13 protein-coding genes, 2 tRNA genes and 3 rRNA genes are annotated in these 22,767 nt (G+C 54.5%); 10 read left to right on the forward strand and 8 right to left on the reverse strand.

Annotation, left to right across the window (positions count from 1 at the left end):
* Positions 1 to 1,004: 1,004 nt before the first annotated feature.
* Positions 1,005 to 1,922, forward strand: a complete 918-nt coding sequence (locus tag C8N30_RS10190; RefSeq protein ID WP_025064405.1) for an MYG1 family protein — start codon at positions 1,005 to 1,007, stop codon at positions 1,920 to 1,922.
* Here C8N30_RS10190 and C8N30_RS10195 read toward each other — a convergent pair.
* Genes C8N30_RS10195 through C8N30_RS10210 form a run of 4 tightly spaced genes read right to left on the reverse strand, consistent with a single transcriptional unit; the run spans position 1,919 to position 7,700 of the window.
* Positions 1,919 to 2,692, reverse strand: a complete 774-nt coding sequence (locus tag C8N30_RS10195) for an HpcH/HpaI aldolase family protein (RefSeq protein WP_025064406.1) — start codon at positions 2,690 to 2,692, stop codon at positions 1,919 to 1,921. The two genes, C8N30_RS10190 and C8N30_RS10195, sit on opposite strands and share 4 nt — an antisense overlap.
* A gap of 34 nt (positions 2,693 to 2,726) precedes the next feature.
* Positions 2,727 to 4,430: a hydantoinase B/oxoprolinase family protein gene (locus tag C8N30_RS10200; RefSeq protein WP_025064407.1), complete on the reverse strand. Its 1,704-nt coding sequence runs from the start codon at positions 4,428 to 4,430 to the stop codon at positions 2,727 to 2,729.
* Positions 4,427 to 6,505 (reverse strand): hydantoinase/oxoprolinase family protein, encoded by a 2,079-nt coding sequence (locus tag C8N30_RS10205; RefSeq protein ID WP_025064408.1) that lies wholly within the window; start codon positions 6,503 to 6,505, stop codon positions 4,427 to 4,429. Before C8N30_RS10205 ends, C8N30_RS10200 begins: the two co-directional genes overlap by 4 nt.
* 34 nt (positions 6,506 to 6,539) lie before the next feature.
* On the reverse strand, positions 6,540 to 7,700 hold the full coding sequence (locus tag C8N30_RS10210; protein WP_025064409.1) for an NADH:flavin oxidoreductase/NADH oxidase: 1,161 nt from the start codon (positions 7,698 to 7,700) through the stop codon (positions 6,540 to 6,542).
* Between the two features lie 201 nt (positions 7,701 to 7,901).
* Between C8N30_RS10210 and C8N30_RS10215 the strand changes: the two genes are divergently transcribed.
* From C8N30_RS10215 to rrf, 7 genes are all read left to right on the forward strand, one after another.
* Complete coding sequence (locus C8N30_RS10215) at positions 7,902 to 8,708, forward strand: crotonase/enoyl-CoA hydratase family protein (RefSeq protein WP_025064410.1); 807 nt, start codon at positions 7,902 to 7,904, stop codon at positions 8,706 to 8,708.
* A 66-nt stretch (positions 8,709 to 8,774) separates the two neighbouring features.
* Positions 8,775 to 9,482, forward strand: coding sequence for a bifunctional 2-polyprenyl-6-hydroxyphenol methylase/3-demethylubiquinol 3-O-methyltransferase UbiG (ubiG, locus tag C8N30_RS10220; RefSeq protein ID WP_051567252.1), 708 nt, complete (start codon positions 8,775 to 8,777; stop codon positions 9,480 to 9,482).
* A gap of 670 nt (positions 9,483 to 10,152) precedes the next feature.
* Positions 10,153 to 11,615: ribosomal RNA gene (locus C8N30_RS10225) — 16S ribosomal RNA — on the forward strand.
* A gap of 161 nt (positions 11,616 to 11,776) precedes the next feature.
* Positions 11,777 to 11,853 (forward strand) — tRNA-Ile (locus C8N30_RS10230).
* A gap of 33 nt (positions 11,854 to 11,886) precedes the next feature.
* Positions 11,887 to 11,962 (forward strand) — tRNA-Ala (locus tag C8N30_RS10235).
* Between the two features lie 419 nt (positions 11,963 to 12,381).
* Positions 12,382 to 15,216, forward strand: a 23S ribosomal RNA gene (locus C8N30_RS10240).
* Positions 15,217 to 15,312: 96 nt separating this feature from the next.
* Positions 15,313 to 15,427 (forward strand): 5S ribosomal RNA (rrf, locus tag C8N30_RS10245).
* The 16S, 23S and 5S rRNA genes sit together here with 2 tRNA genes alongside, the layout of an rRNA operon.
* A gap of 612 nt (positions 15,428 to 16,039) precedes the next feature.
* Here rrf and C8N30_RS10250 read toward each other — a convergent pair.
* From C8N30_RS10250 to C8N30_RS10265, 4 genes are read right to left on the reverse strand one after another with little or no spacing between them, the layout of a single operon-like run.
* The gene (locus C8N30_RS10250) at positions 16,040 to 17,626 is read right to left on the reverse strand and encodes a gamma-glutamyltransferase family protein (RefSeq protein WP_025060878.1); all 1,587 of its coding nucleotides are present in this window, start codon (positions 17,624 to 17,626) and stop codon (positions 16,040 to 16,042) included.
* A 1-nt stretch (position 17,627) separates the two neighbouring features.
* Entirely contained in the window at positions 17,628 to 18,953 is a 1,326-nt protein-coding gene (locus C8N30_RS10255) for a TRAP transporter large permease (RefSeq protein WP_025060879.1), read from the reverse strand.
* A gap of 32 nt (positions 18,954 to 18,985) precedes the next feature.
* Complete coding sequence (locus tag C8N30_RS10260; RefSeq protein ID WP_025060880.1) at positions 18,986 to 19,510, reverse strand: TRAP transporter small permease subunit; 525 nt, start codon at positions 19,508 to 19,510, stop codon at positions 18,986 to 18,988.
* 5 nt (positions 19,511 to 19,515) lie between these two features.
* Entirely contained in the window at positions 19,516 to 20,595 is a 1,080-nt protein-coding gene (locus tag C8N30_RS10265; protein ID WP_025060881.1) for a TRAP transporter substrate-binding protein, read from the reverse strand.
* A 344-nt stretch (positions 20,596 to 20,939) separates the two neighbouring features.
* Here C8N30_RS10265 and phnC point away from each other — a divergent pair, with 344 nt between their 5' ends.
* The gene (phnC, locus tag C8N30_RS10270; RefSeq protein WP_025060882.1) at positions 20,940 to 21,758 is read left to right on the forward strand and encodes a phosphonate ABC transporter ATP-binding protein; all 819 of its coding nucleotides are present in this window, start codon (positions 20,940 to 20,942) and stop codon (positions 21,756 to 21,758) included.
* Between the two features lie 57 nt (positions 21,759 to 21,815).
* Positions 21,816 to 22,724 (forward strand): phosphonate ABC transporter substrate-binding protein, encoded by a 909-nt coding sequence (gene phnD, locus C8N30_RS10275; RefSeq protein ID WP_025060883.1) that lies wholly within the window; start codon positions 21,816 to 21,818, stop codon positions 22,722 to 22,724.
* Positions 22,725 to 22,767 lie beyond the last annotated feature (43 nt).

The raw sequence follows: 22,767 nt of genomic DNA on the forward strand, positions 1-22,767 counted from the left end.
TTCGTCGGATCAGGTCACACATCATGATTTTAAAGACCAACATGATCCTGCGTATGAAACAGCTCGTCGCCTTTTATAACGGCTGATTGCCAAAATTTTGCTCAAAGACGGTGGATTGTTCGGCCGCTGGAAGGTTGATGCCTACCATACTCGCCTGGACGCAAGCTTGGGCACGTCTCCAAAGCAGGCATAGGAAAGAGCAACCAAGGAATGGTTCCCTCGTTCGTTGAGCAATGATGAGATGCGTGAGGCATTCGGCGTCCGGAGAGGGAGTAAACTCAGTGGTGTTGGCTTTCTGGTATCTCATATCGACTATCAGGCTGAAGAAGTGACGGAAAAGTTCCTCAATACCAATGCCGAACTTTTCGATAACCTTCGCTGGGACGGCGACATTGGAGCAATCAGCGTGCGGTGTGAGGATGGCCCTTAGACAGCGGTTCTCGCTTGCGACGGCAGGTCCATGCGGCTCAGTCAACCATGCGGGCGCCTTGGTCGGCAGCATCTCGACGATCTTTTAAAGGGGATTTCCAAACTGCTGGAGTTGGACAAAGCGGCTGAGGGGCAATTTGATCCAATTTGTTGCGCCCCCAGCGTGGCACGGGACACTTCGAGGACATATGTCATCGACATTCTTGGTGGTCGAGTTCCGGGTTGCCGCGGGCCTGAAAAAACTGGGATCGGCGCGTTCCATGTCGATGTCCCGTCCTCGGTTAGTATTAAAAGATCGTCTGCTTTCCCTTAAATTATTCTCCTCCAAGCCGTCTCGGGGGGCTTGGCTGTTGTTGTTTCTTGTAGATCGCGCAGTCTTACCCCTATTTTCATGGAACTTTTGCTCGGAATTTAAAGTGGCTAAAAATCAACAATTGATTCAACTTGTATTTTTGAGCTATCCCACGATAACTTAAAGCCAGATTTCAGGGGCCTAACCAGGCCTTTTAATTATCTCAATTCGGGCGGCCCGTCGGGTCGCCTGTTTCATTTTATTCTTCCCGAGGATACGCCCAATGACAATTACCCATCTCGTTACCCATTCGGGCGGATTTCACGCGGATGAGTTGCTGTCCTCGGTGATCCTTACGCGGCTGTTTCCCCTAGCCAAGATTGTTCGCACTCGCGATGTGGAATGGACTACGCCCGCACCAGATAAAATTATTTACGATGTCGGCCGTGAGTTTGATGCGGCGCGCCAAATTTTTGATCATCATCAGCGGCCAACACCGCTGCGCGCTGATGATCAGCCCTACAGCTCGTTCGGACTGATCTGGGCGCAGTACGGGCGTGATTACCTGCGGGCGCTGGCAGTGCCGGATGTGGATGTGGAAGATATTCACGCAAGTTTTGACAAGGGCTTCGTGTTGCCTGTGGATCTGGTCGACAACGGCGCGCTCGCCCCCGCAACAGCGGGTGATCTGGCGAGCCTGACCTTGCCCGTTCTGCTTGGGACGCTCAAGCCTGTCTTTGATGATACCAATCCCGATGCCGATGATGATGGATTTGCCGCCGCCTTGCCGATTGCACGGGCTTTTATCGAAGGCTCCCTTGCTGGAAAAGCAGCCAAAAGGCGTGCAGAGGCCATGGTCATCGATGCGATCAAGGCTGCAGGCGACAGCCGCGTGCTTGAGCTGCCGATGGGTATGCCGTTTCGCGGTGCGATCGAGAAGACAGGTGCGGATCACTTATTGTTTGTGATCAACCCGCGCGATGACGATTGGGCCATTGGCGGTATCCGCATCACCGGCGACAGTTTTGAGCAGCGCGCTGATCTGCCTGCCGCATGGGCGGGGTTGACGGATGCCGCGCTTGAGGATGCTTGCGGCGTTAAGGGGGCCAAATTCTGCCATAACGGCCGGTTCATCGCAGTCGCAGCCACCCGCGAGGCCGCACTCGAGATGGCCGCGTTGGCAGTGAAAGATGCGGGTTAAGCCAGCGCACCTTTGACCGAAGCAAGGGCTGCATCGGATGCTTTGGCCAAAAGACTGGCATCCGATGCGCAGGCCACAAATGTGAACCCGTCGTTCAGCAGTTCGGCTGCAAATTTCGTGTCCATCACCAACGTCCCGACAGGGATACCTTTTGCGATAAGGGCAGCGGCCGCTGGTCGGATCAGAGCCCAGACATCGGGGTGCATCGGCTGGCCTAGCAGGCCGATGTCGGCGGCAATATCGGCAGGACCGAAAAATATGCCGGAGACACCTTCGAGGGACCCAATCTCGACCGCAAGGCCAATGGCGGCAGCGGTCTCTAATTGGAGGAGGACAGTCAGTTCCGCCTCGACGCGAGCAAGATAGTTGGTCACGCGTCCGAATTTATTGGCGCGGGTCGAGCCTGAGACGCCGCGCACACCCAAGGGCGGATAACGGGTGGAGGCGATGGCCTTTTGGGCCTCCTCCACCGTCTGGATCATTGGAAACAGCAGTCCCGGCACCCCCAGATCGAGCAGGCGTTTAACGGTTACGGTATCATTCCATTCAGGACGCACGATCGCGGTGGTCGCACTGTTGGCAAAGGCCTGTAGCTGTCCCAACACGCTCATGTAGTCATTGGGCGAATGTTCCATGTCGATTAACGCCCAGTCATATCCCGCCGGCGCCGTCACTTCTGCCACAAAGGGGCTGGAAAGAGTGATCCAGAGCCCAACCTGTTTGTCACCATGTGCCAGTGCGCGTGTGAAAGTATTGGCTTTCAGCTCCATTGCACACGCCTCCTGTTCGTAAAGCCAGCGCATTTCACAGGTCTTCACCCCGCGCTATAGCCGCATCGACAGTTGCAATATCCTCCGTTGCCAGACCGTAGGCCTGCGCAGCAGTTTCGGCACTAATATAACCGCGTGCAAGATCGCGCATGACTGCTTCCTTGGGGCGCTTGGACGGATCGCCGTAGCCCGCACCGCCCGGGAAGGCCATCAGCACCTTGCGGCCGTGGGCGACGAATTGCTTTCCCTTACCGTTCATCGCGGTACCATCATCCTGCATAATAGTGGTAGGCGCGCCCGCCCCGCCGCCCCGCCGCCCCAAAGCGGGATGGTGGACGCGGTCAAACATTGCTTGAATGTCGAACTCGTGGCCCTCACGGGCGCTCACTTCCATATATTGACCGAGGCCGCCGCGCTGTGCGCCGGCACCGCCCGAATCCGGCCTCAGTTCCTTGCGCCAGATGATGACTGGGCCTGCGTGTTCCGTTGCTTCGACAGGCATGGTCATCACACCCGAGGGAAAAGCGGTGGCGTTTAGCCCGTCATGGGCGGGCCGCGCACCGGAACCGCCCGAATTGAAAGTAAGCACTTCGGATCGGCGCGCATGGGCGGGTGCCGGGGCATCGCTGCGCGGGCGCAAAGAGACCTGAAAGTTGCACAGACATCCCGCCCCTTCGGCAGGGACCAGTCCCGGCACAATCTGGTCAAAGGCATTGAATACCGCATCTGGGACAAAATGTCCGACAATATGGCGCAGGGCCACTGGCGCGGGATGAACCGCATTCACGATCGAGTTCACGGGGGCAACAATCTCGAACGGCGCCAGTGATGCTGCGTTGTTGGGGATTTCAGGCGCAATCGCGACCTTCAGGGCATAGCAGGCATAGGCCTTGGCGTAGACAAGCGGGCAGTTGATGCCTTTTTTATCAAGGCCCGAGGTCCCGGTAAAATCCGATATGATGCGGTCGGCGTGAACGGTCACCTTAACGCGCAAGGTGATTGGCGTGTCGAACCCGTCTATCGTAAGCTCGCCCCAGCCGGAGGTGCGCGGAAGTGCTGCGATGCGCTCAAGCGTTGCGCGGCGGGAATTGTCGAGAATGAATGCGGCAATCCCGTCCAGATCGTCGAGCGCAAACTCCGTCATCATATCAACCAGACGGCGATGGCCGATCTCGTTACAGGTGGCCAGCGCATACATATCGCCTACCAGCTGGTCGGGTTCGCGCACATTCCCCCGCACGATACGGATAAGTGTGGGATCGACAGTACCGCGCTCCGCGAATTTCATGATCGGCAGATACAATCCTTCTTCATAGACGCTGGCCGCATCGGCACCAAACCCGCGCCCGCCCACATCCACAACATGTGCTGTACAGGCAAAGAACCCGACCAGCGCACCATGATGGAACGAAGGCGTAACCATCGTGATGTCGTGCAGATGGCCGGTGCCCTCCCATGGATCGTTGGTGATATAGATATCGCCCTCGAATATGTTCTCGCGCCCGATACGGCGGATAAAGTGGGGAACGGCATCCGCCATGGCGTTGACGTGGCCGGGGGTGCCGGTTACCGCCTGCGCCAGCATCCGGCCCTGAACATCATACACACCTGCCGAAAGGTCACCTGCCTCGCGCACGGAGGTGGAAAAGGCGGTGCGCACCAGTGCCTGCGCCTGCTCCTCGACCACCGAGATCAGGCGGTTCCACATAACCTGATAAGCAACGTTTGAATGGGTCATGGTTTTGTCCTCATGTCGATGCAGCCGTCAGGCTGGCGGGTCGCGGTGCGGCTGGTGGGTACGATTATTGTCGTCTCGTCCTCGGTAATGATGGCGGGGCCTTCGATATTGGCGCCCGCTTCCATGTCATCACGCCTCACAGTGGCGGTGGTAACGAATTGGGCTAGGGCCGGATCAAACAGCTGTCGTGTGCCATAACGAACAGCGGCAGTGTTTCCGGTGGACTCCTTCACACGTGCTACATTCTCCGGCGGGGTCGTCGCATTGACCGACCATACGGTAATTTCGATGTCCATGCCCTGCACCGCGCGGCCGAACAGTTTGACATACTCCTCAATAAAACGCGCCTCGAATACCGCGGGGTCAGGCGCCAACGCTTGCTCCTCGCTTAAGGTGATGGGTATCTCCCAACCCTGACCGGAGTAACGCATATAGACCTTGAACTCTGACAGAATGGGCGCAGTCGCGTCACAGTTACGAACAAACCCCGTGGCCTCACTTTGAAGATCGGCAAGCAGAGCTTTGATCCTTTCCACATCAAATCCGGTGAGGCGCATATAGACCGAGCGATTTGCCTCAAAGCTGAAGGGCGCACGCAAAAAACCGATAGCCGATCCGACACCGGCCCCTTGCGGCACAAGCAGGCGCGACACGCCGAGTTTCTCGCATAATCGCCCTGCATGCAGTGGAGCGGCGCCGCCAAATGCGATCATTGTGTATTCACTGAGGTCTTCGCCATTTTCGACTGCATGTACGCGCGCGGCATTCGCCATGTTTTCATCAACGACCTCCGCCAGCCCGAAAGCCGCAGTAGCAGCGTCCATTTCAAGAATATCCCCCAGCACAGTTGTGAGGGCCATAGCGGAGGCATCAGCGTCCAGCGTTATCGTGCCGCCTGCAAAACCGTCGGGGTCTAGTTTGCCTAGGATCAGATCGGCGTCAGTGACCGCAGGTTTTGCTCCGCCGCGTCCATAGCAGGCCGGACCAGGCTCTGATCCCGCGCTTTCGGGTCCCACGCGGATCTGCCGCATTGCGTCAACATGGGCAAGCGATCCACCGCCCGCGCCGATCTCGACCATATCAATCACGGGGATAGAGATGGGCATGCCGGAGCCCTTTTTGAACCGGTAGGTGCGTGCGACCTCGAATACACGGGACGTTTTAGGGGTCTGGTTCTTGATAAGGCAAATTTTGGCTGTGGTCCCGCCCATGTCAAATGACAGCACCTTGTCCAGACCATAGCGGGCGGCGATGTTCGCAGCAAAAACTGCACCACCCGCCGGACCGCTCTCGACCAGACGTACCGGAAACTCCGCTGCGTTCTCGATTGAGATAATTCCGCCGCCGGAATGCATGAGAAAGATGTCACATTCAGTGCCTTCATCGCGCAGGCGCCCTGCGAGGCGGCCCAAATAGGATTTCATCAGAGGCTTGATGTAGGCGTTGGCAACAACCGTATTGAACCGCTCGTATTCGCGCATCTGGGGAGAGACTTCGCAGGATAGCGAAACCATGGTTTGCGGCACCATTTCTGCCAGCACCGCGCCCACCAGTTTCTCGTGGGCGTCGTTGAGGTAGGAGTGGATCAGACCGACGGCGACACTCTCGTATCCTGCCGCTTTGATTTTGGCCACGACCGGTTCTATGTCTGCGCGGGTGAGCGGCAGCAGCTCGTTTCCGCCGGCATCCATCCTCCCGGGCACGGTATAGCGCATCTGCCGTGGCAGCAGCGGCTCGGGCAGGGTGAGGTTGAGGTCGTACTGCTCGAAACGGCTTTCGGTGCGCATCTCGATCACATCGCGAAACCCCTCGGTCGTGATGAGCGCTGTTTTCGCGCCGCGCCGCTCGATCAGGGCGTTGGTGGCCAATGTTGTGCCATGGATAATCTGGCCGATCTGGACGGGGTCAATGCTCGCCTTGGCGCAGACCTGATGCATTCCGTCGATAATCGCGTTTTCGGGGGCGGCATATGTCGTCAGCACTTTGGTAGAGTAGGAAGCAGTCCCGACTTCCAGTACAACATCCGTGAAGGTTCCGCCGATATCAACGCCAAGGCGGATTGAGTGCTGGGTCATATTTGGTCCTTTGTCGTCGATGTTATTGAGGGTGTTACGCATCTGTCTCTCGCGCCGGAGTGTAAAAGTCGGATGTTTTTGCACGGCTCGCCAGCCACCATCCCGATTGCTGCGGCCATGTGGCGAAATTCGTATCATGTCCCAGCGTTTGCGCAGCATGCAGCGCCCACATCGGGTTCACCAGCGCCTCGCGTCCGATGGCGATCAGATCTGCGCGGCCTTGTGCCAGTATATCCTCTGCCTGTTGGGGGTGGGTGATCAGACCTACGGTCATGGTCGTCATCTGTGCGTCCTTTCTGACCCGCTCGGAATAGGGAACTTGAAAACCCGGCTGGCGTTTTTGCGGATCACCTGCAGTGGCCGAACCTGCGATTCCGCTTGAGGAGCAGTCCATTACATCAACGCCGACTTGTTTAAGTGCTGTGGCAAGGACGACGGTATCCTCGAGTGACCAGCCCTCCGGTGCGCCATCGACTGCAGAGGTGCGGAAGAACAGCGGCAAATCCTCGGGCCAGACGGCACGGACGGCTTTGGTCACTTCGAGTGCAAGCCGCATTCGCCCTGCCAGATCACCACCATATTCGTCTGTACGTTTATTTGACAAAGGCGAAAGAAAGCTGTGTAGCAGATAGCCGTGAGCGCCGTGGATCTCGGCAATTTTATATCCTGCAGCAAGGGCGCGTTTTGCGGCGGATACAAAGTCGGCTATCAGAACGACGATATCTTCATGCGAGAGGGCGTCAGGCATCGGCCAACCGTCTGCGACGGGCAGGGCGGATGGACCGACAGGCGTCCACGGCATATCCCCGCGTGCGGAGTCCTGTTCATTCAGGGGGCCGTTTCCGAACCAAGGTCGCTGCATACCGCTTTTCCGGCCCGCATGGGCCAGTTGGATCGCTGGAACTGCCCCGTTGCGCAGTGCAAATTGCGCTACTTGCGCGTGGCCGGCGATCTGGCTGTCGCACCACAGGCCAGGGCAGCCGTGGGTGATACGCCCTGATTTCTGTACCGCCGTTGCCTCGGTGAACACAATTCCCGCGCCACCTGTGGAAAAGCGGCCAAGATGTACAAGATGCCAGTCGTCGAGATGACCTTCATGCGCTGAATACTGGCACATGGGCGAGATGACGATGCGGTTGCGGATCTGGATGTTGCGCAGGGTGAGAGGCTGGAACAGATGCGGGGTGCCGGACATATATACTCCTGAAGGCGGGTTCGGCTGACGCTAGCGCTGCTAGCAGGGGCTGGCAACGGGAACCGGTGCCAAGAACGGTCTGACGTTTGGCGTCACTCAAGAAATGCAATTGCAGAATGGCAGATCCGACAGTAGCGTTATGCGGAACTGATATGTCAGACATTTAAGAGCTGGCACCCATACCACGATAAGGACAAGTATATGGCCCTCACGATTGATCCCGCACGCTTTACCAACCTTGCTGTAGAGGCTCATGATGACGGTGTATGGGTGGTTACATTGAACCGTCCCGCCAAGCGCAACGCACTGGACATCGACACCATCGAGGAGTTGGTCGAGTTTTTTTCGACCGCCCCGCGCGCGGGTGTACGGGCCGTCGTCTTGGCCGGCGCAGGGGACCATTTCTGTGCTGGTCTTGATTTGATCGAACATCACGACGAGGACCGTAGCCCTGCCGATTTTATGCACGTCTGCCTGCGATGGCACGAAGCATTCAACAAGATGGAGTATGGTGGCGTCCCGGTTATCGCCGCGCTGCACGGCGCCGTGGTGGGCGGTGGCCTTGAACTGGCCAGCTCTGCTCATATCCGTGTGATGGACCAGACAGCTTACTTTGCGTTGCCCGAAGGCCAGCGGGGTCTTTTTACAGGTGGGGGAGCCACAATTCGGGTTACCGATTTGGTGGGTAAATCGCGAATGATAGATATGATGCTGACGGGTCGCGTGTATCAAGGGCAGGAGGCCGTCGATCTGGGGCTATGTCAGTATATAGTAGAAGGCTCGAGTTTTGATGCCGCGCTTGAATTGGCGCGCAAGACGGCGCAAAATCTGCCTCTATCCAATTTTGCGATTTGTTCCGCCGTGAGCCACATGCAAAATATGTCCGCTATGGATGCCGCCTATGCTGAGGCGGTGGTGGCAGGTGTGGTCAACACCCAGCCCGATGCGCGTGCGCGTCTTGCTGCCTTTGCGGATAAATCGGCGGCACGCGTACGCCGCAACGAATAATCGTAGCTCTGCGCGGGGTACGCTCTATCTGCTAACGCAGTGACGTTCGCAATATGAGGCACCCCGATGGCACAGATTAAACGCAACAACCTGAAAATTTATGATGATGTCGCCGATCAGTGGTGGTCTGATGATATCCGCTGGGTTCGCACGCTCAAGAATATGGTGCCGGGGCGGCTTGGCTATTTCGATACGCTGATTGATTGGCACGGCAAGGCGGTTCTCGATCTGGGCTGTGCTGGCGGTTTTATGGCCGAGGCGCTGGATGATCGTGGTGCACAAGTCACCGGTATTGATCCTGCATCCGATGCCATCGCAGCTGCCAAAACCCACGCTCAGGGTCGTAACATTACTTATGATGTCGGCGTGGGTGAGGCGCTTCCCTATATAGACGCGAACTTTGATGCTGTGGTTTGTGTAGATGTCCTTGAACATGTTCAGGATCTTGAGAAGGTCCTGTTCGAGGTTGCCCGCGTCCTTAAGCCTGGTGGCGTGTTCCTGTTCGACACAATCAATCGGAACCTCATCGCACAGCTGGCTACTATAACCGTGGCTGAGGATATCCTGCGCATCCTGCCTAAGGGCACCCATGATCCGGCAATGTTTATAAAGCCTCATGAATTGCTGACAGGGTTGCGGCGGGCCGGATTGCAAGCCGGAGCACTTACTGGCTTGGGGCCACGAGGGTTAAACCGGAACGGAGATCTTAAATTTGGTCGTCTGCCACTCAAAACGGTCCTCTATATGGGGAGTGCACTCAAGCCAGAAGCCTGATGCGGAGACGTGATTCCGACCAAGCCAGGCCTGAGTCCCGTATTTAGGGGATGATTCACCAAAAACGGGCGCCTCATTTCTATGCGCGGGTCCACGAATTGCCTGAAAACACCCCCGCAGCACTAAAATTATCTAGGCAGTCGGATTCATATTTGCCATAAAAATATGGTAGTTCAGGGTTCCCGATGGGGGCTAACAGGGAAAAATCGACCTAATGGTCAGTTTCCCTGAAAAAAGCACTTGCGGCCTGCTGGAACTAACACTAGAACCCCCCTTACCGGAGACGCAGACAAGCAGACACGGAGCAGCGGACGGAACGAAGCGGAGACGCGGAGTTAAGGAAGCGAAGATAGAAATTCGGAGAGATTGACTGGCGGGCGCGCAGTGAGAATTGCGCATCTGTTGGGTTTTTGTCTCCACGTTATTTGAAAATAGAATATCTGAAGAGATATGTGGGCGGTTTGGTCTATTTCGATGGATCAACGTCTGTATATCGCGCTCTTAGGGTTCAGGCCCGATGATAGAGTGTCAGCTTCACTGTTTGACGGACTTTCGATTACTTTGGTAATCTTTAGTACATCAAACGGAGAAAAACGCCTGTACTATTCAGTAAGTAGTGCAGGACGATGTGCAGAGGTTCGACGTCAAGGATATGATCGTAAGATCATTTCAACTTGAGAGTTTGATCCTGGCTCAGAACGAACGCTGGCGGCAGGCCTAACACATGCAAGTCGAGCGCACCCTTCGGGGCGAGCGGCGGACGGGTTAGTAACGCGTGGGAACATACCCTTTACTACGGAATAGCCTCGGGAAACTGAGAGTAATACCGTATGTGCCCTTCGGGGGAAAGATTTATCGGTAAAGGATTGGCCCGCGTAAGATTAGATAGTTGGTGGGGTAATGGCCTACCAAGTCTACGATCTTTAGCTGGTTTTAGAGGATGATCAGCAACACTGGGACTGAGACACGGCCCAGACTCCTACGGGAGGCAGCAGTGGGGAATCTTAGACAATGGGCGCAAGCCTGATCTAGCCATGCCGCGTGTGTGATGAAGGCCTTAGGGTCGTAAAGCACTTTCGCTAGGGATGATAATGACAGTACCTAGTAAAGAAACCCCGGCTAACTCCGTGCCAGCAGCCGCGGTAATACGGAGGGGGTTAGCGTTGTTCGGAATTACTGGGCGTAAAGCGTACGTAGGCGGATCAGAAAGTAAGGGGTGAAATCCCAGGGCTCAACCCTGGAACTGCCTCTTAAACTCCTGGTCTTGAGTTCGAGAGAGGTGAGTGGAATTCCGAGTGTAGAGGTGAAATTCGTAGATATTCGGAGGAACACCAGTGGCGAAGGCGGCTCACTGGCTCGATACTGACGCTGAGGTACGAAAGTGTGGGGAGCAAACAGGATTAGATACCCTGGTAGTCCACACCGTAAACGATGAATGCCAGTCGTCGGGCAGTATACTGTTCGGTGACACACCTAACGGATTAAGCATTCCGCCTGGGGAGTACGGTCGCAAGATTAAAACTCAAAGGAATTGACGGGGGCCCGCACAAGCGGTGGAGCATGTGGTTTAATTCGAAGCAACGCGCAGAACCTTACCAACCCTTGACATCCTGTGCTAACCCGAGAGATCGGGCGTTCACTTCGGTGACGCAGTGACAGGTGCTGCATGGCTGTCGTCAGCTCGTGTCGTGAGATGTTCGGTTAAGTCCGGCAACGAGCGCAACCCACATCTTTAGTTGCCATCATTTAGTTGGGCACTCTAAAGAAACTGCCCGTGATAAGCGGGAGGAAGGTGTGGATGACGTCAAGTCCTCATGGCCCTTACGGGTTGGGCTACACACGTGCTACAATGGCATTTACAATGGGTTAATCCCCAAAAGATGTCTCAGTTCGGATTGGGGTCTGCAACTCGACCCCATGAAGTCGGAATCGCTAGTAATCGCGTAACAGCATGACGCGGTGAATACGTTCCCGGGCCTTGTACACACCGCCCGTCACACCATGGGAGTTGGTTCTACCCGACGGCCGTGCGCCAACCCGTAAGGGAGGCAGCGGACCACGGTAGGATCAGCGACTGGGGTGAAGTCGTAACAAGGTAGCCGTAGGGGAACCTGCGGCTGGATCACCTCCTTTCTAAGGATGTTCCTAGCAGCATTAGAACTTGTTCTTTTACTCGTGGAACACTTAGCAGGACAGCAAACAAAGCTGTCCATATTTGGAACATCTTCGGATGTTCTTCGGACCGAGCCGTCCTCATATCTCTTCAGAAACAGAACACGAGCTACCGCTCGTATGGGTCGGTAGCTCAGGTGGTTAGAGCGCACGCCTGATAAGCGTGAGGTCGGAGGTTCAAGTCCTCCTCGACCCACCATGAATTCTTCTGCATATGTAGAAGATAAGTGATGGGGCCTTAGCTCAGCTGGGAGAGCGCCTGATTTGCATTCAGGAGGTCAGGAGTTCGATCCTCCTAGGCTCCACCAAGCACTTAAACTGTAATGAAGCCTTCAGATACAAGCTCAATTAGATCGTTAAGCACTGTACACAGTTCTTAACCGTCCAATTGGACGAATTAACATCGTAAAGAGAGATACAAATAACAACACTGTTTGATCGTGCCGAGTGTGGCAATGATCTCAGTTTGGTGTGTTAGGTTTAGGCCTATCACAAGCATTTGCATAGACTGTTTCCTCGGTCTGCCAATTGTTTGCCATCTGAAAGCAGCAGTGTTGTCCAAGTCAAGTACACTAACCGGAGAGGTCGTAAGGCCTCTCGAAATAGTCATAGATCCGCACGGTTCTATGGCAGTTATGTATGCTTTTGATCTGGAAACAGGGATAAACAGTTTCTTACCAGCTTCTGTTGTCCACGAGGGGCGTTAAGTCCTTCTCTTTCTGGATCAAATCAAGCGCGAAAAGGGCGTTTGGTGAATGCCTTGGCAGTAAGAGGCGATGAAAGACGTGATACTCTGCGATAAGCCATGGGGAGCTGAGAATAAGCTTTGATCCATGGATTTCTGAATGGGGCAACCCACCTGATATTTTGTTATTACTGTGCCTTCGGGTGCAGCTAATAATGAGGTAAACCAGGTATTTCTAGACTGAATATATAGGTTTAGAAAAGCAAACCCGGGGAACTGAAACATCTAAGTACCCGGAGGAAAGGAAATCAATATGATACTCCCCTAGTAGCGGCGAGCGAACGGGGACCAGCCGAGCCATGAGTGTGGTTAGAATGCGTTGGAATGCGCAACCAGAGTGGGTGATAGTCCCGTATAAGAAGCATGATTGGACGTATTAAGTAGGGCGGAACACGTGAAATTCTGTCTGAAGATCGGAGGACCACCTTCGAAGGCTAAGTACTCCTTACTGACCGATAGTGAACCAGTACCGTGAGGGAAAGGTGAAAAGCACCCCGACGAGGGGAGTGAAACAGTACCTGAAACCGAACGCCTACAATCAGTTGGAGGGCCCTTGCGGCCTGACAGCGTACCTTTTGTATAATGGGTCATCGACTTGGTCTCTCAAGCAAGCTTAAGCCGTTAGGTGTAGGCGCAGCGAAAGCGAGTCTTAATAGGGCGAATGAGTTTGAGGGATCAGACCCGAAACCGAGTGATCTAGGCATGGCCAGGTTGAAGGTAAGGTAACACTTACTGGAGGACCGAACCCACATCTGTTGAAAAAGATCGGGATGAGCTGTGCCTAGGGGTGAAAGGCCAATCAAACTCGGAGATAGCTGGTTCTCTGCGAAATCTATTTAGGTAGAGCGTCGACCGAATACCATCGGGGGTAGAGCACTGGATGGGTAATGGGGCCCCACAGGCTTACTGATCCTAACCAAACTCCGAATACCGATGAGTACTAGTCGGCAGACACACGGCGAATGCTAACGTCCGTCGTGAAGAGGGAAACAACCCTGACCTACAGCTAAGGCCCCTAATTCATGGCTAAGTGGGAAAGCAGGTGGGACGACCAAAACAACCAGGAGGTTGGCTTAGAAGCAGCCATCCTTTAAAGATAGCGTAACAGCTCACTGGTCTAAATAAGTTGTCCTGCGGCGAAGATGTAACGGGGCTCAAGCCATGAGCCGAAGCTTAGGATGCATTTATTGCATGGTAGCAGAGCGTAGTGTGACATAGTTCCATGTGTCTTTACCCACTTCGGTGGGATTGGACACAAGGAGCTTTCTGTGAAGCGGGCCTGTGAGGGATCCCGTGGAGAGATCACTAGTGAGAATGATGACATGAGTAGCGACAAAGAGTGTGAGAGACACTCTCGCCGAAAATCCAAGGGTTCCTGCTTAAAGCTAATCTGAGCAGGGTAAGCCGACCCCTAAGGCGAGGCCGAAAGGCGTAGTCGATGGGAACCAGGTTAATATTCCTGGGCCAGGTGAAAGTGACGGATCTCGAGGGTAGTTCATCCTTATCGGATTGAATGGGCTGCTTAGAGGTTCCTGGAAATAGCTTCACCGCTAGATCGTACCCTAAACCGACACAGGTGGATAGGTAGAGAATACCAAGGCGCTTGAGAGAACTATGTTGAAGGAACTCGGCAAAATACCTCCGTAAGTTCGCGAGAAGGAGGCCCGGTTTCTAGGCAACTAGAGGCTGGGGGCACAAACCAGGGGGTGGCGACTGTTTATTAAAAACACAGGGCTCTGCGAAGTCGTAAGACGACGTATAGGGTCTGACGCCTGCCCGGTGCCTGAAGGTTAAAAGGAGGGGTGAGAGCTCTGAATTGAAGCCCAGGTAAACGGCGGCCGTAACTATAACGGTCCTAAGGTAGCGAAATTCCTTGTCGGGTAAGTTCCGACCTGCACGAATGGCGTAACGACTTCCCCGCTGTCTCCAACATAGACTCAGCGAAATTGAATTACCGGTCAAGATGCCGGTTACCCGCGGTTAGACGGAAAGACCCCGTGCACCTTTACTACAACTTCACACTGGCATTAGGCCGAACATGTGCAGGATAGGTGGTGGGCTTTGAAGCGTGAACGCCAGTTTGCGTGGAGCCTCCCTTGAGATACCACCCTTGTTCTGCTTGATGTCTAACCGCGGTCCGTTATCCGGATCCGGGACCCTGTGTGGTGGGTAGTTTGACTGGGGCGGTCGCCTCCTAAATCGTAACGGAGGCGCGCGAAGGTTGGCTCAGACCGGTCGGAAATCGGTCGTTGAGTGCAATGGCAGAAGCCAGCCTGACTGCGAGACTGACAAGTCGAGCAGAGACGAAAGTCGGTCATAGTGATCCGGTGGTCCCGAGTGGAAGGGCCATCGCTCAACGGATAAAAGGTACGCCGGGGATAACAGGCTGATACTGCCCAAGAGTCCATATCGACGGCAGTGTTTGGCACCTCGATGTCGGCTCATCTCATCCTGGGGCTGGAGCAGGTCCCAAGGGTACGGCTGTTCGCCGTTTAAAGAGGTACGTGAGCTGGGTTTAGAACGTCGTGAGACAGTTCGGTCCCTATCTTCCGTGGGTGTAGGATACTTGAGAGGAGTTGCCCCTAGTACGAGAGGACCGGGGTGAACGATCCACTGGTGGATCTGTTGTGGCGCCAGCCGCAGTGCAGAGTAGCTATGATCGGACAGGATAACCGCTGAAGGCATCTAAGCGGGAAGCCCCCCTCAAAACAAGGTATCCCTGAGAGCCGAGGTAGACTACCTCGTCGATAGGCCAGAGATGTAAGCGTGGTAACACGTTCAGTTGACTGGTACTAATGGCTCGATAGGCTTGATTTGATCCAGTAACAGAGTGACTTAACTCTCTACTGCGAAAATCAAAAGCATACACACACATCAGTTGTACTGACTTGGACATTTGGAAAGTTTGTTTGGTTTGGTGATCATAGCGTAAGCAAAACACCCGGTCCCATCCCGAACCCGGCAGTTAAGTGCTACTGCGCCGATGGTACTGCGTCTTAAGGCGTGGGAGAGTAGGTCATCGCCAAACCTAACAAGCTTTCCAGATGAGTATCTCTCTTCGATGAAAACAAAACGCCGCCTGCTGAAAAGCTGGCGGCGTTTTGCTGTGTCAAATTACCTGCAACCTGCTTAAACCTATTGCAAGCGCATCGACAGATAGCACCTTCGCTATGGATACGCTCTTATGCAGACTTAAAAGTCTAAAGATCTGCTGATTTTAGCTCTGCCGCTTCCAGAGGCACTACCCTTTATGGCGCCTCCCAACGTGAAAACGTGTCAGACCTATCGCAAGCTGCCTCACTCTAAGCCAGAAGCTATCTGAAATTAGACTGTCACGGCACAAACCGAACATCTCCAGCGTGTCTCGACATACTTATCACATCCCCGCACCCTCATCAAAAGCCAGACGCCAATGCCTCCCAAAAAACCTCAATAGAAAAAATGCTTTGTCTTGCTACTCCAAGACCCCGAAAACCCGCAAACAACCCAAGACACGCGAAAATAGCACAAACTAAATAAACAATCCTCAAGCAGATCCTTTCGATCCAAAAACAAACACACTCACACTGCACAGCAGGCACAAACAAACTCAGCAAAATAAAACAAAAAAACGCTAGATTAATAACATAATCACAAAATCCTAGATACTCAGAGCTGCGCCATCAGCTCTTGGGTCGGTTGCTGTTTCCACCAATCCATCAGGGTGCCTCACCAATGCCCCAGCATGCCCTGTTAGATCGCTAAATTCTGGGAGCATCTCAATCTCGTGGCCCGCGCCGCGCAGGGCGTCAACAAGCCTCTCGTCAAACCTGCTTTCAATCTTGAGGGAAGTGGTTTCGTCACCCCAAGTCCTTCCAAGCAACCAACGTGGTGCTGTCACAGCCGCTTGAAGATCCATTCCGAATTGAACATGACGTGAAAAAACTGCCGCTTGCGTTTGCGGTTGGCCTTCACCCCCCATAGTCCCGTAGGACATTACCCGGCCGTCGTTCAAAAGTGCGAGGGCTGGGTTTAACGTGTGGAACGGACACCGACCCGGTCCAAGTTCGTTTGGTCCGGGTTGTAGCGAAAATCCTGCACCTCTGTTTTGGAAGAATACACCGGTTTCGGGGCACGTCAGGCCAGAACCGAACTCCCAGAATACACTTTGAATAAAACTAACGACTGTACCCTCACTATCTGATGCACCCATCCAAATCGTATCACCAGCTTTTGGAATGTGCGGCCAATCCAAGGCGCGGAATGGATCAATCCGTGCAGTCATTTCGCCCAGAACATCATTCCTGAGCCATTCCTGAGCCGGCGTTTGCATCCTTTTGGGGTCGCCCAGATCGGCATTGCGGCGGATGAAGGTCTGCTTGGTTGCCTCGATCAATCCATGTATGTGGTTAAAGCTTTCACCGTCTAAAACGCCTAAACGGTCAAATACTCCAAGTATACCGAGTGACGAGACCCCCTGAGTGGGGGCGATCATGTTAAAAAGCCGTCCGTGCGACGTCTTTAGTGAAAGGGGCATTACGTGTTGCGCGGCATATGAATTGAAGTCATCAATGCGCAGCGGACTGCCATGTTCCTGTAGAAATGCGGCATGTGTTTCAGCAACTGGGCCACTGTAAAACGCCTCCAATCCATTGTCGGCCAGTGTTTGAAGGGTTCGCCCCAACGCACCTTGAACCAGCCGGTCGCCCGCAGCAGGAACCTTACCTTCAATAAGATAGGTTTCCGCAAATCCGGGCACATTTTTTAGCCCGTTTAGTTTCTCGCGCGTACAATCCGACTGGTTTCCCGTTACAGCAATACCGTCGCGCGCATGCATTATTGCATCGGCTAACAGAACCGATAGCGGTAAGCGTCGGTCCTGCGGGACAAGCGATAGTGCTGCCTGCCAGCCGCTAATGGTTCCAGGCACCGTAAGCGCCGCAAGGCCGCCCCGTGCTGGAATAGCTTCGGTATGCCCATGAGTTGCATAGAATTCCGGCGTAGCCATACCGGCGGCTGTCCCGCAGGCAGAAATACCGACTGGATCGTGGCCTTCTCGATGAATAATCCAGAAACCGTCGCCGCCAATTCCGTTCATATGCGGATAAACTACAGCGATGGTCGCAGCAGCGGCGACCATCGCCTCTATCGCTGTGCCGCCAGCCACAAGCACGTCCCGCCCCGCGAGAGCCGCAGCGCGGTGTGGCGCGGTAATCCCGCCATTTAATCCAAGTGATGCTTTCAACATTTTACCATCCAATCGCTTCGGGAAGCCATAACGCGAGGCTAGGGTAGAAAAAGACAAGGACAACACCCAAAAGCTGTATGGCTATAAAGGGTAGAACACCGCGATAGATGTCGATGGTCCTGATCGAGGGTGGTGCTACACCCTTTAGGAAAAACAGTGCCCAACCGAACGGTGGCGTCAGAAAAGATGTTTGCAGATTGAGGCCGACGAGTATGGCAAGCCACGCCATATCAACGCCAGCGGATTGAAAGATCGGGAGGAAGAGCGGCAGCGCGATGTAGGAAATCTCGATCCACTCAAGAAAAAAACCAAGTACGAACAGCACCACCATCAAGAATAAAATCTGTCCATTCAGTCCGCCCGGAACCAGCGAGAATGCATCCTGCACCAGCCGCTCTCCACCCAACCCGCGAAAGGCGAGGCCAAATGGCTGTGCAAAGATCAGGATGAGGAACACCATAGCACTGGTGATAAAGGCTCCGCGAACGGCTGCTGTAAGGATCGAAAGATCTAGGCGCCCCGCCAGCAACGCAAGTACCAGACTGCCGAGTGCTCCCATCGATGCGGCTTCGGTCGGGGCGGCGACCCCGCCGATAATGGACCCTAGGACAAGAACAATAAGGGCAATTGGAGGAAGTACAACTTTGACCAGTTTGACCGCAAGTTGCTTTCCCGAAGTGAGTGCGCGCTCTTGTGCGGGAATCGCAGGAACAAGGTGGGGCTTCAGAATTCCTAGCGCCAGAATATACCCGACAAACAAAAGGGAGAGCATCAGGCCGGGGATCAGGGCGGCGGCAAACAGAGTGCCGACAGATTCGCCCATAATGTCGGCCAAAAGAATGAGTACTAAACTAGGAGGGATAATCTGACCCAGTGTTCCGGAAGCGCAGATAACACCGCAGGCCACCCCCGCGTCATACCCCCGGTTGATCACCGGTCCCAGCGCGATCAGACCCATTGTGACGACAGTCGCCCCGACGACGCCAGAGGCAGCGCCCATTAGAACCCCGACCAGAATGATCGCAAGTGCCATGCCCCCCCTGATGCCGCCCATCGCAAGGCCGATCACTTCTATAAGGTCTTCGGCTATTCGCGATTTTTCGAGCATGATGCCCATGAAGATAAATAAGGGAAGCGCCAGAAGGGTATAATTCGTGACAACGCCGTAAATGCGCGAGGGTAGCAGCGAAAATAGCATCGGGCCAAAACCAAAATACCCAAATATCAGACCTGTCGCACCAAGACATATCGCGACGGGTATCCCACCCAATAACATCAAGAAGAATGCGCCAATCATGCAGAGCGCGAGGATTTCAGTGAAGGGCACGGGCGTCACTTTCTGTTTAGGAGGATCGTTTTTCAGGAAGAAGGGGGGCTGACGGGCCGGATAAGATTTGTCAGCGCATGGGCGAACATTGCAAAGGCTTGTAAACCAAGCAAAATAAACGCTACGGGCAGAACCGCCTTGAGTAGGTAGCGATAGCCGAGGCCGCCGGGATCGGGGGAACCTTCGTTAATGCTGTAGCTGTTTTGAACATAGTCGATACTGAGCCATGCAATAACGAGGGCCACGACCAGCAGAAGAAGGGTCGAAACCACATCAACAAACGCCTGCACCCGAACGGACATTTTTTCATAAAAAATATCGACCCGAACCTCGCCACCCTGATTGAGGCCATAGGACATCCCTAAAAGAGCGCCTGCCGCCATCAGGTGCCATTCAGTTTCTTGTAATGCGACCGACCCAATCCCGGCCAGATAGCGACCCAGCACATTGAAACTGACAACCATAACAAGCGCGAGGCCAAGCCATGCGCTGAGTTGTCCGATGATGCGCACGAGGGTGGATGCCCCGTGCGCAGCGGTATTTAAAAACCGGAGCATTCCGATCAGCCCGGCAAGCTGAACAACGGCTTTTCCGAAATGTCGGCCCAGCCTTTGTATTCTGCTTTAAACGCCATAAACGCATCGTGGACCTTGCGCGTGGCTGGATCAGCAGCGGCACCTTCTTCCAGCACGCGGTCGGTTACCGCTTTCAATTCTGCGATAACATCATCGGGTAGAACATCTGCAATGACACCTTCATTATCGACGAGATCCTTGAGCGCAGCAGCATTATTAGCTTCTGACCAAGTATAGCTTTCGACGTTGCAGGCCATTGCAGCAGTTTCGACAATCGCCTTGAGGTCCGCCGGCAGGCTATCCCATGCTGCACTGCCGATCAAAAGTTCGGTCGTGTTCGACGGTTCATGCCAACCGGTTGTGTAATAATATTTCGCAGCATTGTGCAAACCCAGACGGCGATCCTGATACGGCCCGACAAATTCGGCAGCATCAATCACACCGCGTTCGAGTGCTGGAAAAATCTCGCCGCCCGGCAGCAGGGTAACATCGACACCCAAAGCCGCGTATACTTTGCCAGCGAGGCCAGGGATTCGCATTTTCAATCCGTCGAGGTCAGCAACGCCTGTGATCGGCTCACGGAACCAGCCGGTCATCTGAACTCCGGTGTTTCCCATGGGCAGGGCTTTGAGACCCAGCGGCGCATAAAGCTCGTCCCAGAGCGCCATGCCGCCACCGTGATACAGCCACGCATTCATTCCGGCAAAGTTCATTCCGAACGGAACGGTCGTGAAATACTGTGCTGCGGGAATGCGACCGGCCCAGAAATATGCATTTGCAGCATTCATCTCGATGGCACCGCTGCGCACAGCGTCAAACCCTTCAAGGGCAGGGATCAATTCGCCCGCGGCAAAATGTTGAATATTAAGGCGGCCATCGGACATGGCGGCCACTTTTGCGCAAAAATCTGTCGGGCTACCGGGGCCTTCAACATAAAACGGAGATCCAGGGCCATAAGCGTTTGTCATCTTCCAGTTGAAGGTTGATTGCGCATGGGCAATCGACGGGGCCGCCAAAGTCGCTGCGGGAACAGTTGCGCCGGCAAGCAGGAATTTTCTTCTGTCCATTGGTGTCACTTTCTCCATGATGTTCCGATGCCTGACAGGGTGCTTCGACGAAGAAAAACGCAATACTTGGGGTCATCACAAAAAAACGACTTAGTTTTTGCTGATTATAATTAGAGCGAACCAACCGCCCGCGCCCATAATTTGAGCCACCAAACAACATATCATGTCCGGCAAATGCCGGTTCATACGATAGTTTGGAGGCATTCTTTTGAAGGATGAGGCCGGGCGTTTTGCTCATGCCGCCCCTAACGAAAATTCGAGCGTTGTTACAAAACCTTCTCAAATCTTAAACACAGATGTCTTAAACCGGCTCTATCAGGCTCCTAACAAATGGGGGTCCGATCATGCTCAAGCTTGCGAATGTCACGAAATCATACGGTGAAAATATTGCTGTCCACTCGGCCAGCTTTGCTATCGACAAGCCGATGATGGTCGGAGTTATCGGCCGCTCGGGTGCGGGGAAATCCACGCTATTGCGGATGTTGAACCGGTTGACGGATGCAACTTCGGGCGAGATTACGTTTGACGGTTTGAACGTAACTGCCCTGCGCGGCACTGCCAAACGGCAGTGGCAATCGCAGTGCGCGATGATTTTCCAGCAGTTCAATCTGGTACCGCGCATGGATGTGGTATCGAATGTTCTGCACGGTACGCTCAACCGCCGTTCCACCTTCTCGACGATGTTCAACCTCTATCCTGATGAGGACATCCACCGCGCCATCGATATACTGGAGCGGTTAGGCATTGCACAACATGCCCCAAAACGTGCCGAGGCCTTATCGGGTGGCCAACAGCAGCGGGTCGCCATTGCGCGTGCGCTGATGCAGGATCCAAAGATCATTCTCGCCGACGAGCCGATTGCGTCGCTTGATCCTATGAACGCGCAAGTGGTGATGCAATCGCTCCGCGACATTCACGAACAGGACGGGCGGATGGTCATCGCCAACTTGCACACCCTCGATACTGCGCGTCGCTATTGCGACCGTGTTATCGGAATGCGGGACGGTGCCATCGTGTTCGACGACACACCCGAAATGCTGACTACGTCCAGCGCCCGCGAGATTTATGGCGCCGATGCCAGCTTCTCCGAAGCGACTACCTCAACCCAGATCGAACCCGACGAGACGGTCCAGCGCAGGCTGGTCGACATCGCCGCACAATAAGCTGTCACTTTACCCTGCACGCCGCTTTGGGGTGCACTCACAGAAGAAAGATTTCAGATGAAAAAACTCATCGCACTTGCCCTCGCAACCACCGCCATCACCGGAACAGCTTTTGCCCAAGACACAGCAATTACGGAATTCCGCATTGGTATTCTGGGCGGCGAAAACGCACAGGACCGGATGAACAGCAACGAATGTCTACGCAGCAGCATCGAAGAGGCGCTTGGTGTCCCAACCAAGATTTTTGCCCCTGCCGATTATAACGGTGTCATTCAGGGGCTGTTGGGCGGGTCGATTGATTTGTCGCTGATGGGGCCTTCGTCCTATGCGGCGGTTCACATTGCTGATGAAAGCGCAGTCTCGCCCATACTTGTCAAAGTCAACTCCGATGGCTCGACCGGCTACTATTCAATCGGCTTTGCACGCATCGACAGCGGCGTCACCTCACTTGAGGGTCTTAAGGGTAAGGTGTTCGGCTTTGGTGATCCGAACTCAACCTCCGGCTACCTTATCCCCTCTATCGAGATCCCCCAAATTACAGGGGCCAGCATGGATAACGGCGATTACTTCGGTGAGGTGAAATTCACCGGCGGTCACGAGCAGACAATCGTCGCGGTCAACAACGGTGATGTGGCCGCCGGCGTGACCTGGGCGGATGGTCAAGGCAATTGGGAAGACGGCTATAACTTCGGTGCGCTGCGCAAGGCTGTGGATGCTGGTCTGGTTGATATGAATGATCTGGTTGAAATCTGGCGCTCCAAGCTCATTCCCGGCGAGCCTGTCGTGTTGCGTAATGCATTGCCCGACGATGTGCGCGCTACCGTGACACAGATCATCGACACTATGGGTGAAAACGATCCCGCCTGCGCCGAGGCGATTGCGGGTGGCGAAGTGAGCGGCTTTGATCCGATCACCCATGATGCCTACACCTCGATCGTGGCCGCGCGCTTGGCTGAATCGAACTGATCCATACAAGTTTAAACCCTGCTGCTGGTCCTGTCATCCAAGA

Origin of the sequence: Sulfitobacter guttiformis (assembly GCF_003610455.1) — a bacterium.
GTDB classification, from domain to species: domain Bacteria; phylum Pseudomonadota; class Alphaproteobacteria; order Rhodobacterales; family Rhodobacteraceae; genus Sulfitobacter; species Sulfitobacter guttiformis.

Excerpts from the sequence above, each read along its gene's own strand:
- C8N30_RS10190 (WP_025064405.1), top strand. The coding sequence starts at position 1,005 with ATGACAATTACCCATCTCGTTACCCATTCGGGCGGATTTCACGCGGAT.
- C8N30_RS10195 (WP_025064406.1), bottom strand. The coding sequence starts at position 2,692 with ATGGAGCTGAAAGCCAATACTTTCACACGCGCACTGGCACATGGTGAC.
- C8N30_RS10200 (WP_025064407.1), bottom strand. The coding sequence starts at position 4,430 with ATGACCCATTCAAACGTTGCTTATCAGGTTATGTGGAACCGCCTGATC.
- C8N30_RS10205 (WP_025064408.1), bottom strand. The coding sequence starts at position 6,505 with ATGACCCAGCACTCAATCCGCCTTGGCGTTGATATCGGCGGAACCTTC.
- C8N30_RS10210 (WP_025064409.1), bottom strand. The coding sequence starts at position 7,700 with ATGTCCGGCACCCCGCATCTGTTCCAGCCTCTCACCCTGCGCAACATC.
- C8N30_RS10215 (WP_025064410.1), top strand. The coding sequence starts at position 7,902 with ATGGCCCTCACGATTGATCCCGCACGCTTTACCAACCTTGCTGTAGAG.
- ubiG (WP_051567252.1), top strand. The coding sequence starts at position 8,775 with ATGGCACAGATTAAACGCAACAACCTGAAAATTTATGATGATGTCGCC.
- C8N30_RS10250 (WP_025060878.1), bottom strand. The coding sequence starts at position 17,626 with ATGTTGAAAGCATCACTTGGATTAAATGGCGGGATTACCGCGCCACAC.
- C8N30_RS10260 (WP_025060880.1), bottom strand. The coding sequence starts at position 19,510 with ATGCTCCGGTTTTTAAATACCGCTGCGCACGGGGCATCCACCCTCGTG.
- C8N30_RS10265 (WP_025060881.1), bottom strand. The coding sequence starts at position 20,595 with ATGGACAGAAGAAAATTCCTGCTTGCCGGCGCAACTGTTCCCGCAGCG.
- phnC (WP_025060882.1), top strand. The coding sequence starts at position 20,940 with ATGCTCAAGCTTGCGAATGTCACGAAATCATACGGTGAAAATATTGCT.
- phnD (WP_025060883.1), top strand. The coding sequence starts at position 21,816 with ATGAAAAAACTCATCGCACTTGCCCTCGCAACCACCGCCATCACCGGA.